The sequence below is a fragment of the Caulobacter sp. 73W genome, assembly GCF_041021955.1.
Taxonomy (GTDB): domain Bacteria; phylum Pseudomonadota; class Alphaproteobacteria; order Caulobacterales; family Caulobacteraceae; genus Caulobacter.
Map to the genome: position 1 here is coordinate 651104 of NZ_CP158375.1, position 16096 is coordinate 667199.

21 protein-coding genes and 1 tRNA gene are annotated in these 16096 nt (G+C 67.8%); 11 read left to right on the plus strand and 11 right to left on the minus strand.

Annotation, left to right across the window (positions count from 1 at the left end):
- Positions 1-11: 11 nt before the first annotated feature.
- From ABOZ73_RS03175 to ABOZ73_RS03190, 4 genes are all read right to left on the minus strand, one after another.
- The gene (locus tag ABOZ73_RS03175; protein ID WP_369060647.1) at positions 12-1097 is read right to left on the minus strand and encodes a sensor histidine kinase; all 1086 of its coding nucleotides are present in this window, start codon (positions 1095-1097) and stop codon (positions 12-14) included.
- A 102-nt stretch (positions 1098-1199) separates the two neighbouring features.
- On the minus strand, positions 1200-1553 hold the full coding sequence (locus ABOZ73_RS03180; RefSeq protein WP_369060648.1) for a DUF1428 domain-containing protein: 354 nt from the start codon (positions 1551-1553) through the stop codon (positions 1200-1202).
- 78 nt (positions 1554-1631) lie between these two features.
- Positions 1632-2285, minus strand: a complete 654-nt coding sequence (locus ABOZ73_RS03185; RefSeq protein WP_369060649.1) for a lysoplasmalogenase family protein — start codon at positions 2283-2285, stop codon at positions 1632-1634.
- Positions 2286-2366: 81 nt separating this feature from the next.
- The gene (locus ABOZ73_RS03190; RefSeq protein WP_369060651.1) at positions 2367-3011 is read right to left on the minus strand and encodes a DUF2306 domain-containing protein; all 645 of its coding nucleotides are present in this window, start codon (positions 3009-3011) and stop codon (positions 2367-2369) included.
- A 105-nt stretch (positions 3012-3116) separates the two neighbouring features.
- Between ABOZ73_RS03190 and ABOZ73_RS03195 the strand changes: the two genes are divergently transcribed.
- Positions 3117-3884: a LytTR family DNA-binding domain-containing protein gene (locus ABOZ73_RS03195; RefSeq protein ID WP_369060652.1), complete on the plus strand. Its 768-nt coding sequence runs from the start codon at positions 3117-3119 to the stop codon at positions 3882-3884.
- A 46-nt stretch (positions 3885-3930) separates the two neighbouring features.
- A complete protein-coding gene (locus ABOZ73_RS03200; RefSeq protein ID WP_369060654.1) occupies positions 3931-4704 on the plus strand; it encodes a pseudouridine synthase in 774 nt (257 codons plus the stop codon).
- Between the two features lie 45 nt (positions 4705-4749).
- Here ABOZ73_RS03200 and ABOZ73_RS03205 read toward each other — a convergent pair whose 3' ends face one another.
- Positions 4750-5403, minus strand: coding sequence for a hypothetical protein (locus tag ABOZ73_RS03205; RefSeq protein ID WP_369060656.1), 654 nt, complete (start codon positions 5401-5403; stop codon positions 4750-4752).
- Positions 5404-5687: 284 nt separating this feature from the next.
- Between ABOZ73_RS03205 and ABOZ73_RS03210 the strand changes: the two genes are divergently transcribed.
- Positions 5688-5828: an entericidin EcnA/B family protein gene (locus ABOZ73_RS03210; protein ID WP_369060657.1), complete on the plus strand. Its 141-nt coding sequence runs from the start codon at positions 5688-5690 to the stop codon at positions 5826-5828.
- Here the strand turns inward: ABOZ73_RS03210 and ABOZ73_RS03215 are convergent.
- Entirely contained in the window at positions 5825-6406 is a 582-nt protein-coding gene (locus ABOZ73_RS03215) for a hypothetical protein (RefSeq protein ID WP_369060659.1), read from the minus strand. The two genes, ABOZ73_RS03210 and ABOZ73_RS03215, sit on opposite strands and share 4 nt — an antisense overlap.
- 71 nt (positions 6407-6477) lie before the next feature.
- Complete coding sequence (locus ABOZ73_RS03220) at positions 6478-6699, minus strand: hypothetical protein (RefSeq protein WP_369060660.1); 222 nt, start codon at positions 6697-6699, stop codon at positions 6478-6480.
- A 153-nt stretch (positions 6700-6852) separates the two neighbouring features.
- Between ABOZ73_RS03220 and ABOZ73_RS03225 the strand changes: the two genes are divergently transcribed.
- The 4 genes from ABOZ73_RS03225 to ABOZ73_RS03240 all read left to right on the plus strand — a co-directional run bounded on the left by ABOZ73_RS03225 (position 6853) and on the right by ABOZ73_RS03240 (position 9574).
- Positions 6853-7206 carry a DUF983 domain-containing protein gene (locus ABOZ73_RS03225; RefSeq protein WP_369060662.1) on the plus strand — a complete coding sequence of 118 codons (354 nt, stop codon included), beginning with the start codon at positions 6853-6855 and terminating at the stop codon, positions 7204-7206.
- A 77-nt stretch (positions 7207-7283) separates the two neighbouring features.
- Entirely contained in the window at positions 7284-7439 is a 156-nt protein-coding gene (locus ABOZ73_RS03230) for a DUF3309 family protein (RefSeq protein ID WP_277787829.1), read from the plus strand.
- 65 nt (positions 7440-7504) lie between these two features.
- Entirely contained in the window at positions 7505-8836 is a 1332-nt protein-coding gene (locus ABOZ73_RS03235) for an MFS transporter (RefSeq protein ID WP_369060665.1), read from the plus strand.
- A gap of 3 nt (positions 8837-8839) precedes the next feature.
- A complete protein-coding gene (locus ABOZ73_RS03240; RefSeq protein WP_369060667.1) occupies positions 8840-9574 on the plus strand; it encodes a DUF599 domain-containing protein in 735 nt (244 codons plus the stop codon).
- Here ABOZ73_RS03240 and ABOZ73_RS03245 read toward each other — a convergent pair.
- Complete coding sequence (locus ABOZ73_RS03245; RefSeq protein WP_369060669.1) at positions 9560-9910, minus strand: MmcQ/YjbR family DNA-binding protein; 351 nt, start codon at positions 9908-9910, stop codon at positions 9560-9562. The two genes, ABOZ73_RS03240 and ABOZ73_RS03245, sit on opposite strands and share 15 nt — an antisense overlap.
- On the minus strand, positions 9907-10560 hold the full coding sequence (gene msrA / locus ABOZ73_RS03250; protein WP_369060671.1) for a peptide-methionine (S)-S-oxide reductase MsrA: 654 nt from the start codon (positions 10558-10560) through the stop codon (positions 9907-9909). Before msrA ends, ABOZ73_RS03245 begins: the two co-directional genes overlap by 4 nt.
- Positions 10561-10712: 152 nt before the next feature.
- On the opposite strand from msrA, the gene ABOZ73_RS03255 reads away from it, so the two are divergent.
- Positions 10713-11579: a 3'-5' exonuclease gene (locus ABOZ73_RS03255; protein ID WP_369062475.1), complete on the plus strand. Its 867-nt coding sequence runs from the start codon at positions 10713-10715 to the stop codon at positions 11577-11579.
- Positions 11580-11734: 155 nt separating this feature from the next.
- On the opposite strand, the gene ABOZ73_RS03260 is transcribed toward ABOZ73_RS03255, so the two are convergent.
- Positions 11735-12922, minus strand: a complete 1188-nt coding sequence (locus ABOZ73_RS03260) for a sialidase family protein (RefSeq protein ID WP_369060673.1) — start codon at positions 12920-12922, stop codon at positions 11735-11737.
- 163 nt (positions 12923-13085) lie between these two features.
- Here ABOZ73_RS03260 and ABOZ73_RS03265 point away from each other — a divergent pair, with 163 nt between their 5' ends.
- Positions 13086-14267 carry an IS481 family transposase gene (locus ABOZ73_RS03265; protein WP_369062476.1) on the plus strand — a complete coding sequence of 394 codons (1182 nt, stop codon included), beginning with the start codon at positions 13086-13088 and terminating at the stop codon, positions 14265-14267.
- Between the two features lie 44 nt (positions 14268-14311).
- Here the strand turns inward: ABOZ73_RS03265 and ABOZ73_RS03270 are convergent.
- Positions 14312-14401: transfer RNA gene (locus tag ABOZ73_RS03270), tRNA-Ser, on the minus strand.
- A gap of 222 nt (positions 14402-14623) precedes the next feature.
- Here ABOZ73_RS03270 and ABOZ73_RS03275 point away from each other — a divergent pair.
- Positions 14624-15313: a Crp/Fnr family transcriptional regulator gene (locus ABOZ73_RS03275; RefSeq protein ID WP_369060675.1), complete on the plus strand. Its 690-nt coding sequence runs from the start codon at positions 14624-14626 to the stop codon at positions 15311-15313.
- Positions 15314-15499: 186 nt separating this feature from the next.
- Complete coding sequence (locus ABOZ73_RS03280; RefSeq protein ID WP_369060677.1) at positions 15500-15631, plus strand: LysR family transcriptional regulator; 132 nt, start codon at positions 15500-15502, stop codon at positions 15629-15631.
- Positions 15632-16096 lie beyond the last annotated feature (465 nt).

The window sequence follows — 16096 nt, forward strand, 5'->3', positions numbered from 1 at the left end:
GGGCCGGGTGATCATCCGCTGATTCCCGTGACAACCTTCAACGGCGCCGCTGTCGGCGACGCCAGGTGCAGCGGCAGCGTCAGGATCACCCCGAACCGGCCGTCGCCCGGATTGATGTCCAGGGCCGCCTCGTCGCCGTATTCGGCGGCCAGGCGCTCGGCCACGTTGCGCAGGCCGACGCCCGTGCCGGGTTCCTGCCAGCGCTGGACGGTGTTGACCACTTCCAGGACCAGGACGTCCGCCTCCACGCGGGCGCTGATCGCGATATAGGCCCCATCGCCGCCCAGCGTATGCTTCACCGCGTTCTCGACCAGCGGCTGAAGCAGCAGGGCTGGGACCTGGGCGGTCTCCAGGTCCGGCGGCAGGTCGATGGCGATCTCCAGCTGGTCGGTGAAGCGGGCCTGCTCGATAGCCAGATAAGTGCGCTGCAATTCGATCTCCCGCGCCAGGGGGATGGCCTGGCGGGGGTCCAGCGTCAGGGTCAGGCGGAAGAAGGCCGCCAGCCGCAGCAGCATCGCCTCCGCCGCCTGGTTGCGGCGATCCAGCACCAGGGTCGAGACGGCGTTCAGGGTGTTGAACAGGAAGTGCGGATTGATCTGGTAGCGCAGGGCCAGCAGCTGCGCCTCCTGCGCCAGGCGCTGGGCCTCGGCCAGCTGCCGCTCGCGCGCGATCACGTCGCGATAGAAGCCATAAGCCACCAGCCCCGCGCCGTTGAACAGGAACGGAATGACCATCGTGTAGATGCGGGTGAAGTCATACAGCTGGCTCCAGATCACCCGCGGATGGTCGGTCATGTGCCAGAAGATGAACGCGATGATCGGCAGGTGCAGGACGCCGGCGGCGAAGGCGGTCGCGATCCCCACGATGATCTTGGCCGCCAGACCATAGCGGCGGCCGGCCGCCTCCATGGCCATGTACATCAGGTAGGTGAGGATGGTGAGCGTGCCGAAGGCCAGGATCTCGGCCGGCAGATGCCACCATTTGGGCGGGACCCCGACGCCGATGGCGCGGATGGTGATCAGCAGATCTACCACGGCCACCATGACCAGGATGACGGCCAAGGCGCCCCGGTCGATGATCGGCCGCCTGATCTTCACGCCTGATGGTCCCCCGCTTGAGCACGGGACGTTAAAGCAGAGACGGGCCACCTCCAATTCAGGATTGCGGCCCGCCAGCAGATCTCAGCACGATCTGAGTTATCAGGCCTGAACGAAGGCCTCGAACCCGCCGTAGATCATCCGCTTGCCGTCGAAGGGGGCGTTCTCCATGCCGCCCTTCATCCGCTCGTCGGCCATGACCTTGGCGTTCACTTCGTCCCGGTGGGCCCGGTCGCGATAGGTGATGAACGAGAAGATCGTGGTCTCGTCGTCCTTCTGCTGCACGGCGCGCGGGAACGATGTCAGTTCGCCATAGGGCACGTCGTCGGCCTTGGCCTCGACATAGGACAGGGCCCCATGCTCCATCCATACGGTGCGGCCGAGCTCGGCCATCTCCCTGTAGGCGTCCATCTTGTCCTTGGGCACAGCGATCACGAAACCATCGACGTAGGTCATTGGGCGTCTCCTCTGGTGGGCTTGCGTCCTAAGGACGTTGAAGGGCGAAGCGATCCGACAGGGGCCTGAGATATTTTCTCACGCCGGCTTCGGTCGCCGGGTCACCGCCAAGCAGATCAGGACGTTTGCGGCCAGGTACAGCCCCCAGACCCCGAACCCGACCCAGGCCTGCCCCTCCAGCGGCCCTTCTCGGGCGAAGATCAGCAGGTCCGAGATCACGAACAGCACCGCGCCCAGTCCCGTCCCGCCGGCGGCGAACCGGCTGTTCAGGGCCGCCCCCGCCATCAGCGACAAGCCCAGGGCGTAGAGCGCCACGCCGGGCGCGAAGCTGCGGTCGCTGGGCAGATGCCAGGAGATGAGCACCGTCACCGGCACGATCGCCCAGGCCAGCAGCGCCTTGGGCAGCGGCAGCCCGGCGTGGTTGCGGGCGTACAGCGCCATGGCCACGATATGCCCCGCCAGGAACGCCAGCGCCCCCCGCGTCAGGCCGAGCATATCCAGCAGCACGTCGCCCAGGGCGTAGAGCGCCAGCATGGCGCAGGCCAGCCAGCCGTCGCCATCCTCGGCCTTCAGGGCGGCATAGACCGCCAGCAGCGACACCGCCGCCCCCTTCCAGGCCGTGCTGGTCATGGACGGCAACGGCATCTGCCACGAGACCATGTAGCTGAGCCCCGCCAGCACGGCGGCCGCCAGAACCAGATTGGGGACTAGCCCCCCGCGCGTCACCGTCATCTCCCCCCCGTGCGGCTTGGCCGCTTGTCTTGGTCGGAGGGGAGGATGCTGCGGATTTGCACGGCGGCCAAGTCGCCCCGATCAGCGGGCCTGCAGGCGTGGCGCGTTCCGCCGCAGCCACAGCTCCGCCGCGGTCAGATTGGGGACCCAGCACAGGAAGGCGATGGCGCGGTACCAAGGGACGAAGGGCAGGCCCAGGATCATGACCGTCGGCAGGTAGAGCCGCAGGGTGACGGCGGCCAGGGTCAGGGCCCAGGAGCGGATCATCCAGCGTCGATGCTCTGCGAACCGCCCCTGCATGGCCGCGCGCCAGCCGAGGATGTTCACGGCGATCCACAGCACCGCCAGGGCGCCGAAGCCCGCCGTGGCGATCGGGCCGGCGGACGATCCCAGCGCCAGGATCAGCCCGGCCGCGCCCCCGATCAGGCAGCAGACGACATAGGTCCGTCCGATCCACCGGTGCGGACTGTTCCCGCCCCGACGCCAGCCCGGAATGAACTGCGCCGCCCCCAGGGCCAGCGCGACGACCGAGCCCGCCACATGAACCACCAGCCAGGGAACGCCCAGCGGATTGCCCAGCGCCTGGGCCGGCGTCTGGGGCGGATGCAGCAGGTAGCGCGCCGAATAGGCGGCGACGCCCAGGCACAGGAGGACAAGCAGCGACCAACCGATCCGGGTGAGCCAGATCAGCGGCGGGGGTGCGGGCGATGCGACGGGCGTGCTCAAGCGGAGGTCCTTGCGGGCTGTTTCGCCGAACCTCATTGCCGCCCCGGCGATGGCTCGCTAGGCCTAGCTTCGCGAACGGCGCCATGGCTGCGCGAACGGGACGGAATGAACAGCAAGGCGACAGGGGCGACCACGGCGCGGCGATGGGTCATTGACCTGGGGATGCTGGCCGCCATCGGCCTGCTGATGGGCTTTCTCGGCCCCTTCGGCTCCGACCGGCTGCCGACCGTGCCGCGCTACGTCTACTGGATGTTCTGCATGGTGGGCGGTGGCGTGATCGCCATCCTCGGCGACGAGGCCTTGGCCCGGCGCCTGGCCGGCGGCTGGCGTCGGGTGATCATCGTGTCGGCGCTGATGACGCCGCCCGTGGCGCTGCTGGTCCTGCTCACCGAGCACTTCGTCCTCCGCGGCCGCGTGGATCTGTCAGGCTTCCTGCACCTGCTCCGGCAGGTGGCGCCGATACTGCTGGCGGTGATGACCGTCCGCGCCCTGGCGTGGCGACGGCGGCCGGCGCTGGTCGAGACGCGAACCGTCATCGCCCCTCCCCTGCCCGAGGCCGAGGCGACCTTCCGCAGACGGCTGTCGGCCAAGCGTCGCGAGGCGCGGCTGATCGCGGTGGAGGCGCACGACCACTATCTGAAGGTCCATACCGACGCCGGCGCGGAGCTGATCACCCTGCGCTTCTCGGACGCCCTGGACGAACTGGCGGCCGCCCACGGCTGGCGCACGCACCGGTCCTGGTGGGTGGCGGCCGGCGCGGTCGAGGCCGTGCGCTGGCGGCGTGGCGTCGGCGAAATGCGCCTGGCCGGCGGGCTCGTCGCGCCCGTCAGCCGGACCTATGGACAAGTGCTCAAGGAAGCGGGCTGGTTCTAAGAGCGCGCCGTTTCGCCCGTCCCCGAAACCCTCTAGAACGCCCGCCATGGCCTGGACCCGACGCTATGACGAAGCCGAACCCCAGCGGGTGAATCGCTGGCTCGCCCAGAGCGGCGTGTGCTCCCGCCGCGAGGCTGAGGGGCTGATCGCCGACGGGCTGGTGTCGATCGACGGCGAGACGGTGTCCGACGCGGGCCGCAAGATCCTGCCGGGCCAGACCCTGGTTCTGGCCGACCGCGCCACGGCCAAGCTGGAAAGCGCCCTCACCGTCATGCTGCACAAGCCGGTGGGCGTCGTCTCCGGCACGCCGGAGGGCGAGCAGATCCCGGCCGTGCGCCTGCTGACCAAGGCCGCCCTGTTCGGCGGGAGCCCGTCGATCCCCGGCTTCAAGAACAAGTTCGCCCCGGTCGGCCGCCTGGACCAGGACTTGCGCGGCCTGCTGATCCTGTCGGAGGACGGCGTGGTGGCCAAGGCGGTGATCGGCCCGGCCTCGGACCTGGAGAAGGAATACCTGGTCCGCGTCGCCGGCCTGATCGACGCCCGCAAGCTGGCCATGCTGCGCTGGGGGCTGGAGCTTGACGGCCGCAAGCTGAAGCACGCCAAGGTCGAGGTGGTCGAGGGCCAGACCCTGCGCTTCATCCTCAAGGAAGGCCGCAACCGCCAGATCCGCCGCATGTGCGATCTGGTGGACCTGCGCGTGGTGGACCTACTGCGCGTGCGGGTCGGCGACCTGACCCTGGGCGACCTGCCCGAGGGCCGGTGGCGGGTGCTGACCGCCGAGGAACGCACCGCCCTGATCAAGGGCGGCGCGGGCGCATAGAAAAAGGGCGCGGATCGCTCCGCGCCCTTTGTGATTTCGGCTAGGTCAGATGCCTGGGCCGCAGCCCTGGCCGCCGGTGCGGCAGCCGCCGAGTTCGATCATGCGGCGCTGGAGCTCCTTGGTCTCACGCTCTTCCTCGGCCATGTCCTCGCGGGTCTTGCAGACGCGTTTGCCCATGCGCGAGCCGACCTGTTCGACCTTCTTGCAGATGATCTCCTGGCCCGACATGTCGGCCAGCAGGATCTTGGGCGGCGCGCCGGACGGCGGCGAGAAGTGCTCGCCCACCGTGACGCACTCGTTGAGGTACATGTTGGCTGGCGTGCGGCCGCCGGTCACCGCGCCACGGGCGGCGATGGCCTCGTCAAAGGTCGTGCGCCCCAGGGCAACGTAGGAGGCCAGGTCCGCGCGGGCCTGATCCGACTTCACGCCTCGATCGACCATGTAGCGCTTCACCGCCTCCAGGTGGAAATAAGAGGCGGCGGCGGCGCTGCGCTCCGTCGAGCGCGAGCGGGCGCCTTCGAAGGCGGTCAGGCCGTCCATCAGGCCGGCGCAGCGGGCCTGGATCTGCCACAGGGCGAAGCCGTCATAGGGCGCCAGCGCTTCCGGCCCCTTCTTGTGCTTGTAGACAAGATCGGCGGCCGAAGCCTGGCCGGCCAAGGCGAGTGCAGACAAAGCAGCGATTGCGGCGAGCGCGCGCATGATTGGGTCCCCTCCATGAAACGAGGCCGTCGATGGCCTCAACCGTGGACGCAAGCCCGCGCTCGGCAGCGGGCCCCATCCCGCGCGCGCCGCACAACCTCCATCCGAGGGGCATTCCATAACGTTGGTTATCGAATGGCAAGGGCCCAACCAGGCGTTGCAGCGATTAGTCGACGAACAGCGGTCGCTGGCGACGCGGCGTCCTATGCCGTGACAGTCAAGGTTTTGACGTCATCGTCCGCCATTGGGTAAAGCTTAGCCATAGCCACAGTGGAGCTTTCCCGATGCGCAAGATTCTCGTCCCCGCCGCCCTGCTCGCCGTCCTGCTGACGACGGCCGCCTGCAACACAATCTCGGGCGTGGGCCGCGACGTCACCGCCGCCGGCCGCGCGGTGACGGGCACCGCCGAAGACGCCAAGCGCTAGTCGTCGGAGATCGGCGGCGCTTCGGAGGAGAACTCCAGACCGAGGCTTCGGTCATGAGCGCCGCCATACGGCCCATATCCCATCGGCCCATACAGAGGGCGGACCAGGGGATCGGCCATGCCGGGGCGGTAGCCGTAGCCCGACCAGGCGCGATACAGATTGCGCCCCTCGCCGCCCGAGACGGTGAGCGTTCCGGTCTCGCCCACGGGCATGGACACCGTGCCCCAGGCGCCGCGAGCGCCGCCCGTTCCGATCATCGCCGTGACCTCACCGTGGACCTGGCGGTCGATGCGGGTGCGCGCCGACGGGGTCAGATAACGCGACAGATCCCGGCGAAGCATGGCGTCGGGCGAAGCGTCGTCCACCGCGGCGGGGGATGAGGCGAGATAGCCGGCGATCTGCTCGGACGTGGTCATCGGCTTGAACACCGGGTCCGCCGTCGGCGCGGCGGCCGGAGCCGAGGCCGGAAGCTCGGCCGGCCGGGTGGTGATCGGCGCGTCATTGGCCAAGGCGGGGGCGAAGGCCGGCGCCGCGGTGGCCAGGCCCAGAAGGATGGCGACTCCGGTCAGACGGCTCATGACGACATCCTTCACGCGAAACACGGCCTTAAGCTAGCGCCCCGCCGCGGCGGGAAAAGGGCGCGATTGTTTCAGGCGTCGCTTTGACGCGAGGCTTCCTCCGCCACTTCCGCCTTCTCGTCCTGATCGATGTGGCGCGGCTCGGCCTGGCGGGCGACCTTTTCAGCCAGGCTGCTGGCGCCGGCGTCGTCGGCCGCGATCTCGCCCTCCGTCTCGCCGTTCGGGGCCGTGGCGCGACGCAGGGCGTCCTTCAGGTCGTCGTTGTCGTTCCCGGGGGTCTGGGCCTGGGTCATGGGAGTCTCCTATTCGCCAAGGAAAACAACGCGCGACGCGGGCCAGTTCCTCCAAGGCGCGGCTTGCGACCTTAGGCCCCCTTCCCGAACACCCGTCTTCCGTGCATATCGCCGCCGATGAGCGATACGGACCTTCCCGCAAGCGCCTCTCTGATGACTGCCATCCGGCGGGGACTGGCGCACAAGTGCCCGGCCTGCGGGCAAGGGCGGCTCTATCGCCGCTATCTCAAGGTCGACCACGATTGCGAGACCTGCGGCCACGAACTCGGCCGTTATCCCGCCGATGACGGTCCCGCCTATGTGACCATCCTGATCGTCGGCCACCTCATCGTCGCGCCGCTGCTGTTCTTCCCCTTCGTGTGGGAGTGGCCGGTGGCGGTCACCATTCCTCTGACGCTGATCCCGCTGGCCGGGCTGACCCTGCTGCTGCTGCCGCGGATCAAGGGGGCGTTCATCGGCCTGCTGTGGCACGTCGGCCTGCGCCGCCACGAGGACGCGCCGAGCTAGCTTCCCGGAACCGGATACGACCAACGCGGGTTGTCCAGCCGAAGCGGCGCCTTTGCGGCGTCGCAGGGAGGAAAAACATGCTCGGCACCATCCTGATCATCATCCTGATCCTGGCCCTTATCGGCGCGCTGCCCTCGTGGGGATATTCGCGCTCGTGGGGCTATTTCCCCTCGGGCGGCCTGGGCCTCGTCCTGGTGATCATCATCATCCTGGTGCTGATCGGCAGGATCTAGGGTTTCACCCCCGCCGCTTCTTGCCTAGGCTTCGCGCCAGGCCGTAAGCGGCGGGGGGAGTCTCAATGTCTGAAACGGGCGTCGCCGACGGCGGAGAAGCCGTACCCCCCGCGTCCGTGACCCTGACCCCGCAGGCGCGCCTGAAGGCGATCCTGGGCGGGTCGGCGGGCAACCTAGTCGAGTGGTACGACTGGTTCGCCTACTCGTCCTTTTCCCTCTATTTCGCGCCCGTCTTCTTCCCCAAGGGCGACCAGACCGCCCAGTTGCTGCAGGCGGCGGCGATCTTCGCCGTGGGCTTCCTGGCGCGGCCGCTAGGCGCGTGGATGATGGGCGTCTACGCCGACCGCGCCGGCCGTCGCGCCGCCCTGTCGCTGTCGGTGCCCATGATGTGCGCCGGGGCCCTGGTCATCGCGGTCACTCCCGGCTTCGCCAGCATCGGCGCCGCTGCGCCCCTGATCCTGCTGCTCGCCCGCATCCTGCAAGGCCTGTCGGTGGGCGGGGAGTACGGGGCCAGCGCCACCTACATGTCCGAGATGGCCGGCAAGGCCCGTCGCGGGTTCTGGTCCAGCTTCCAGTACGTGACCCTGATCGCCGGGCAGCTGATCGCCCTGGGCGTGCTGATCCTGCTGCAACGGGTCATGCCCGCCGACGCCCTGGCCGACTGGGGCTGGCGCATCCCGTTCTTCATCGGCGCGGCCCTGGCCGTGATCGTGTTCTGGATCCGTCGCGGGCTGGAAGAGAGCGCGGCTTTCACCAACGCCGCCGCCCCGGCGGAAAAGCGCGGCAAGACCATGATGCTGTTCCGGCATCACCCGCGCGAGACGCTGATGATCCTGGGTCTGACGGCCGGCGGCTCGCTCGGCTTCTACGCCTTCACCACCTACATGCAGAAGTTCCTGGTCAACACATCCGGCTTCTCCAAGACCGAGGCCACGGAGATCAGCGCCGGGGCGCTATTCTGCTTCATGGCCGCCCAGCCGCTGGTCGGCTGGCTGTCGGACAAGGTGGGGCGCAAGACCATGCTGGTCGGAGCGTTCGGCCTGGGGACCGTGCTGACCTGGCCGATCATGACCGCTATCGCCAGCACCGACAGCGCCTGGGCCGCGTTCGGCCTTATGCTGTCGGCCCTGCTGATCCTATCTGGCTACACGGCGATCAGCGCGGTCATCAAGGCCGAGCTGTTCCCGGTGCATGTGCGCGCCCTCGGCGTCGCCCTGCCCTACGCCCTGGCCAATGCGGTGTTCGGCGGCACGGCGGAGTCCGTGGCCCTGCTGTTCAAGCAGCAGGGGGCGGAGACCGGCTTCTACATCTATGTGGCGGCCATCATGGGCGTGGCGCTTGTCGTATCGCTGGTCCTCAAGGATACGGCCAAGCACAGCCGAATCGTGGAGGATTGAGCCATGCCGCTGTTCGACATCGCCGTCCTTTGCCTCTTCCTGTTCTGCTGGCTGTTCTATGAGCCGCTGCTGCGCTGGCTCGGACAGCACAACGGCGCGATCAACACCGACATGACCATCGTCCGGCGCGGCTGGATGAGCGAGATGGCCAGCCGGGAGATCACCCTGCTGGACGGCCAGCTGCTGGGCCACGCCATCAACTCCGCCTCGTTCTTCGCCTCGTCCAACCTGCTGCTGATCGCAGCGGCGGCGGGCGTGCTGTTCGGCGGCGACAGCACCTGGAAGAGCATCGAGGGCCTGGCGGTCCTGGCCCCGGCCACGCGGATGCTGTTTGAGGCCAAGCTGGCCCTGGTGCTGGTGGCCCTAGCGCGCGGCCTGCTCGATTTCATCTGGTCGATCCGGCAGATGAACTACTGCCTGGCCGCCATCGGCGCCGCCCCGCAGGACGCGCCGCCCGAACTGGCAAAGGCCTATGGCGAGGCGACGGCGCGGCTGCTGAACCCGGCCCTGTCGGCGTTCAACGCCGGGGTGCGCGGCTACTACTTCGCCCTGGCGGGCGCCGCTTGGCTGCTGGGTCCCATCGCCTTCCTGGCGGCGACCAGCGGGGCCATGTTCCTGCTGGTGTGGCGGCAGCGGCGCAGCCGAGCCGCAGCGGCGATCCGCGAGATCCGCGTGCTGCTGGAAAGCGCGCCGCATCCGGCCGAGCGTCCCCGGCCGGAGCGGTCAGAGAAGTCCTAGGTCCTTGCGCGCCGCCTTGGTCAGCTTGGCGGCGACCAGGGCGTGGGCAGTCTTCAGCCAGTCAGCGACCTCGGCGGCGTCATGATCGTCCAGGCTCTCGAACCACACCCACTTGGCGCGGGCCAGATAGGGCGCGGGCCTGGCCATGCCGTTTTCCGTCATGACTTCGAACGCCAGGTCCGAGGCCTTGAACGAATAGCCTCCCTTCCCCGCGCCCGGTCCGGCGACGGCGAACATCTTGCCGCCGACCTTGTAGACCTGGTCGTCGCCCCACTGGACGGTCATGGTCGCCGCCGGCAGGGCCATGCAGGCGTCGTGAAACGCCTGCGGGGTCACGCCTCGACGCCGACGCCGATCGGGCAGACGACGCCCGTGCCGCCGATGCCGCAGTAGCCGTTCGGGTTCTTGGCCAGATACTGCTGGTGATAGTCCTCGGCGAAGTAGAACGGGCCGGCCTCGACGATCTCGGTGGTGATCGCGCCCAGGCCCTTTTCGGACAAGGCCTGCTGATAGGCGGCCTTGGACGCGGCGGCGGTAGCGGCCTGGGCGTCGTTGCCGACATAGATGGCCGACCGGTACTGGGTGCCGATGTCGTTGCCTTGGCGCATGCCCTGGGTCGGGTCGTGGTTTTCCCAAAAGGTCTTCAGCAGGGCGTCATAGGTGATGACTTTGGGGTCATAGACCACCTGCACCACCTCGGTGTGGCCGGTCTTGCCGCTGCAGGCTTCCTCATAGGTCGGGTTCGGGGTGATCCCGCCCGCATAGCCGGCGGCGGTCACATAGACGCCCGGCAGGTTCCAGAAGACGCGCTCCACGCCCCAGAAGCAGCCCATGCCGAACACGGCGGTCTCCAGACCGTCCGGGTACGGGCCCTTGAGGGCGCGGCGGTTGATGAAGTGGGTCTCGGCGGTGGGGATCGCCTGCGGCCGGCCCGGCAGGGCGTCGGCTTGCGTCGGCAGGTCCAGGTTCTTCTTGGCGAACAGCATCGGGGCCTCGGGGGAGGAGAAACGGAATGTCCCGCCCTAGATAGGAATTGTCGGCGTTTCATTCCAGCATATCCGCGTCCTGCGTGATCTTGCCGGAATCGGCGCAACATCACGCGGTGAGCGACACGCCCGATCCCACCGAGCTGGAGCGGATGGCCCAGGCCCTGGAGGCCAGCGGCCAGTACCGCGTCCTGCGCAAGCTGGAGGCCCTGCCCTCCCGCCCCGCGCCGGCGGGGGTCACCCTGCGCCAGGGCGTGATCCTCGACGTGGAGACCACCGGCGTCGATCCGGCCCGCGACGAGATCATCGAGATCGCCATGCTCCCCTTCACCTACGGGACCGACGGCGAGGTCTATGAGGTGCTGCCGCCCTTCCAGGCCCTGCGCCAGCCGTCCAAGCCGATCAGCGCAGAGATCACCCGCATCACCGGCATCAGCAACGAGATGGTCGAGGGCAAGACCATGGACGCCCGCGACCTGGCGGCCTTCATCGCCCCCGCCGCCCTGATCATCGCCCACAACGCCGGCTTCGACCGCAAGTTCGTGGAGCGGTTCTGCGAGGCGTTCTCCTCCAAGGCCTGGGCCTGCTCCATGCGCGAGGTCGCCTGGGCGGAGGAAGGGTTCGAGGGGGTGAAGCTGGCCTATCTCGCCGCGTCTTGCGGGTACTTCTATGAGAAGCACCGCGCCACCAGCGACTGCGAGGCGACGCTGGAGCTGCTGCGCCGCCGGCTGGGCTCGGGCCGCACGGCCCTGGACCACCTTCTGGAGTCCGCCCGCAAGCCGAGCTGGCGTATCTGGGCCGAGAACTCGCCCTTCGACCTGAAAGACCTGCTGAAGACCCGCGGCTACCGCTGGAACGGCGAGCCCAACGGCCTGCCCAAGTCCTGGTATGTGGACGTAGTCGACGACGCCCGCGAAGCGGAGCTGGACTTCCTGCGCGCCGAAATCTACCGCGCGCCGGACTTCACGCCGCTGATGAAGAGGATCACCGCGTTCGAACGGCATTCGGGGCGATATTGAGGGGGGGGCCTCCTCCCCTGCGCAACGGGGAGGGGGACCATGCGCAGCATGGTGAAAGGGGCGACCGCCGGCACTGAGCCCAGTGGCGAGCCCTCCACCGCTTCGCGGTCCCCCTCCCCCGTCCGCTTCGCTACGGGGGAGGAGAAGAGGAACGCCTATCGCCCCAGCGAAGCCACCGGGACGCGGGTGACCTGCACGTCTTCCTTGTTGGCCGCGTAGCCCACGTAGAGCCAGCCGTTCCAGACCACGCTCTTGGGATAGTGATAGCCGGGCCGCTTGTACCGCCCCTCGAACCGCAGGGGCTGCAGGTCACCCTTGCCGCGCAGCAGCCAGCTGCGGTCGAAGACGCGACCGTCTGGGCTGACGGTCACGGCCAGCGGCATGCGCGGGCGATCGCTGTTGGGGGCGTTGATCAGATAGGCGCCGCCGCCCGGTAGATTACCTGCGCTCTGCTTGGCGCGGGAGTCCGGCATGGCGGTCAGGGCCGGCGTCGTCCAGGTCGCGCCCCGGTCGCAGCTTTCGGACGCCAGTTGGCGGAAGCTCAGCTCTTCGTCGCGGAACACCATGACCGCGCAGCCGTCGGCGCGGCGGAACAGACTGGGTTCGATCTCGCGGCTCAGCTTCTTCTCGTGGGCGGCGGCGGCGCTGGACGTATCGCGCGGCAGACTGGTCATCCGCCCTTCGGTCCAGCCGCCGACGCCCAGGGGATCGTCGGTGAAGAACGGCTTGGCGATCATGCCGGGACGCAGGTGGAAAGCGGTCATCACCCGTCCGTCGATCCGGTGCGGGTCCTGCTCGATCACGCCTTCGACGGGCTTGCCGTCCGCGCCCATGACGCGGCGCGGCGCGCTCCAGGTCTCGCCGTCGCGGCTGGTGCGGTACTCGGCATAGCCGCCGGCGCCGGACTGGAAGCCCTCGGGCCAGACATTGGCGTAGGCGACCAGCACCTGGCCGTCCGTCCACCAGCCGCCACTGGACCGCATCAGACCGGCCGTCCCGGCGGGCGCCAGGGTCCTGGGCGGGGTCCAGGTCAGGCCGTCGCCGCTGACGCTGTAGGCGACCCAGGTGTCGGCGGAATCCTCGTCCCGGGCGGAGCTTTGCCACTGGGCGTAAAGGCGTCCCTTGAAGGGGATCAGCACCACGCCGTTGCTGAACCGGTCGGTCCGCTCGGTCGGCGCGAAGACGGTGAAAGTCGCAGTCTCCGGCGCAGGCTTGAGGCCAAGGTCCGGCAACTCGGACTTGAACAGGTCCGGCGCGACGCCGTAGGGCGCGGCCTGGGGACTGCTCGCCAGGGCGAGGGCCGCCGCCCCCGCCGCCAGGATGATCGTGATCGCCTTATTCATAAGGGCTGCGATAGGCGGGCATTTTCGCCGGCGGAGCAAGCGCGCGCCGAAGATCAGACGATCTCTGAACCGATTTTAGTGTGAGTAGCCCGAGACATGGGTGACAAAACGTACCGGACACATGGGTTACACTTTTCGCTCTCTTTGCGGGCGGGAGGTGTCGATGCCGTGGAAAGAGAGTTCGGTGATGGACGACCGACTTCGCTTTGTGGCGCGTCTGTTGGACAAGGAGCCGATGAGCGAGCTGTGCCGAGAGTTCGGGATATCTCGTAAAACCGGCTACAAGATCCTCAATCGGTACCGGGAAGAAGGCGCCTGTGCGCTGACTGACCGATCGCGACGGCCAGTGCGCTACGCCAACCAACTGCCCGATCAGATCGAGAACCGCATCGTCAGCCTCAAGCGCGAGAAGCCGCATTGGGGCGCGCGCAAGATTCGAGAGCTGCTGGTCAGGCGGCTGGATGGTGACTTCAAGATCCCGGCGATCAGCACGGTGCATGCTGTGTTGGACCGCCACAGCCTGGTGGAGCGCGCCAGGCGCCGCAAACGGGCGACAGGCACGCCCTTGTCAGCCGGGGCGGCTCCTAACGCCCTGTGGTGCGTCGACTTCAAAGGCGAGTTCAAGCTCGGCAACGGCCGCTACTGCTATCCGCTGACCGTCACCGACCACGCCTCGCGCTACCTGCTGCTGTGCGAAGCCCTGGACTCCACACGTCAGGACCCTGTGCTGGCGGCCTTCGAGCATCTGTTTCGGGAGCGCGGCCTGCCTCGGGCGATCCGATCGGACAACGGGGTCCCGTTCGCCAGTCCCAACGCCCTGTTCAACCTGTCCAAGCTGTCGGTCTGGTGGCTGCGCCGGGGCATCGATATCGAGCGCATCAAGCCGGGCTGCCCGCAGCAGAACGGTCGTCACGAGCGTATGCACCGCACGCTCAAGCGGGAGACCACGCGCCCGCCAGGTCGCAACAGCCTGCAGCAGCAGGCCCGCTTCGACAGCTTCGTCGGTGAGTTCAACGACCAGCGGCCGCATGAGGCCCTGGCGATGAAGTTTCCCGCCGAGGTCTACGCTGCGTCAGAGCGTCCGTACCTGGGGCTCCCGCCGCTCACCTACCCGCTGCACGACCGCGACGCGCTGATCACCGCCTGCGGGCGACTGTGCATGTACCGAAAGCGGATCAACATCTCGACCGTCCTGGCGGGGCAGAAGGTCGGCATCAAGGAAGTCGACGACGGCATATGGCTCGTCAGCTTCATGGATTACGATCTGGGCTACGTCGATTTGGAGCAGAAGACCTTGCAACCCCTGGGCAATCCGTTCGGCCCGAGATTGTCACCCATGTCTTAGGTACAAACCGTCACCTATGTGTCCGGGCTATACAGTGAGAGCTGTGGCGGTGAGAGAGGGATTCGAACCCTCGATAGAGTTTCCCCTATACACGCGTTCCAGGCGTGCGCCTTCAACCACTCGGCCACCTCACCAGCACACTGGAATCGGGGGTGGTTGAAACCCCCTGCGCAGGAAGGCGCGCAATATACTCAGGGGCGCTCGCGTAGCAAGCGCCGTATTGCCGCTTGCTCACAACATCGCTCTTCGACCGATGTTGTGAAGCTGCGCGGCGCGCGTAAGCTGTTGATCCAAGACGAAGGTCGACGAACCGATGGGCGCCTGTCCGCGTTTCCCAGACCGCAGCGGAGCGCGGCATGGACGCCAACCTATTTCTCGCCGCACTGAACTCTGCTGATGAAAAGCGGCTGAGCCGCATCCTGCGCCGAGTCAGCCTCTCCCAGGACGAGATCGCCGCCATCGAGTACCAGCCGATGGAACGGGTGATCCTGCCGATCGACTGCATCCTGTCGGTGCTGGCGGTGATGCGCGACGGCCGTCAAGTCGAGACGCGGACCATCGGCTGCGAGAGCGGCTATGGCCTGCTGCACGCCCTGGGCTCGCCGCTCTCGTTCGAACGACTGCTCGTTCAGGTGGCGGGCGATGCATGGGTCACGACCTTGAGCGACCTTCGCGCGGCGGCGCAGGCCTCCCCCACCCTGACCGAGCAGATCGTGCGCTACGCCCAGGCGACCCTGATCCAGTCGGCGCAATCGACCGCCTGCAACGCACTCCATAATGTCGAGCAGCGCATGAGCCGCTGGCTGCTGATGACGCAGAGCCGGCTGGGCGGCTCCGTCGTGCCCCTGACCCAGGAGCACCTGTCGATCATGCTGGGCGTGCAGCGGACCACGGTGACCGCCACGGCCACCGTCCTGAAGACGCGCGGCCTGATCGCCTATAGCCGGGGAAAGATCCGCATCCTCGACCAGGAGGGCCTGAAGCGCGTCGCCTGCGAATGCTTCTCGACCATAGACGCCGCGACAGAAATGATGCGTCACGGATAACAATACATTTATCGCACATCGACATTTCATGTAGTCGTAAACGCAACTACAGAATCAATACCGGCCCTTATTCCGTCCAGTTTAATTTATTCTAGACTCTACCGCCCGATCATCGGATTAGACACCGCGCTGCGGGAGTTCGAACGTACGGCGTCGCATCTGAGCTTCCGCCGCGCGGCCAAGGACATGGTACTGACCCGGTCGGCCATCACTCACCCGATCCGCAATCTGCAGTATCACTTCGGCGTCCGGCTGTTCAGCCGCGAGGGGCGCAGCGTGCGCCTGCGCCGGAGGGGGCGACCTATCTGGATGCGGTGAGCCACAGCCTTTGCCTGCTGGATGAGGCCAGCCGGGGGCTGATACAGGAGCGACGCGGGACGCGCCAACAAATCCGGGGCAGCGCCCCGCCCGTCTTGATGTCGACGGTGATGATCCCGTGGTTGACCGAATTCGAACGCCAGCCCCCCCCAGGTGACCCTGCGCATTCAGGGCGCGCACGACCATGCCGATCTCGAGCGCAACGACGTGGACCTGCCCTGCGCCTTGGCCGCGAACAGTCGGCGGGCCTGCGGCTGGAGCCGATGATTGCGCTGCGCGACACGCCGGTCTCCGCCCCCCGGTTGGCGACGGGCGGTCCGATGACCCCGGCGGAACTGGCGCGGCGGCCGCTGATCCATGTCCAGGGCCAACCCCAGGCCTGGCGCGAGTGGTTCGCCGCCGCCGGCCATACGGCCCCCCATGGAGCGGAAGAGATCTTGTTCGACGGCCTGTCGAGCGGAGGCT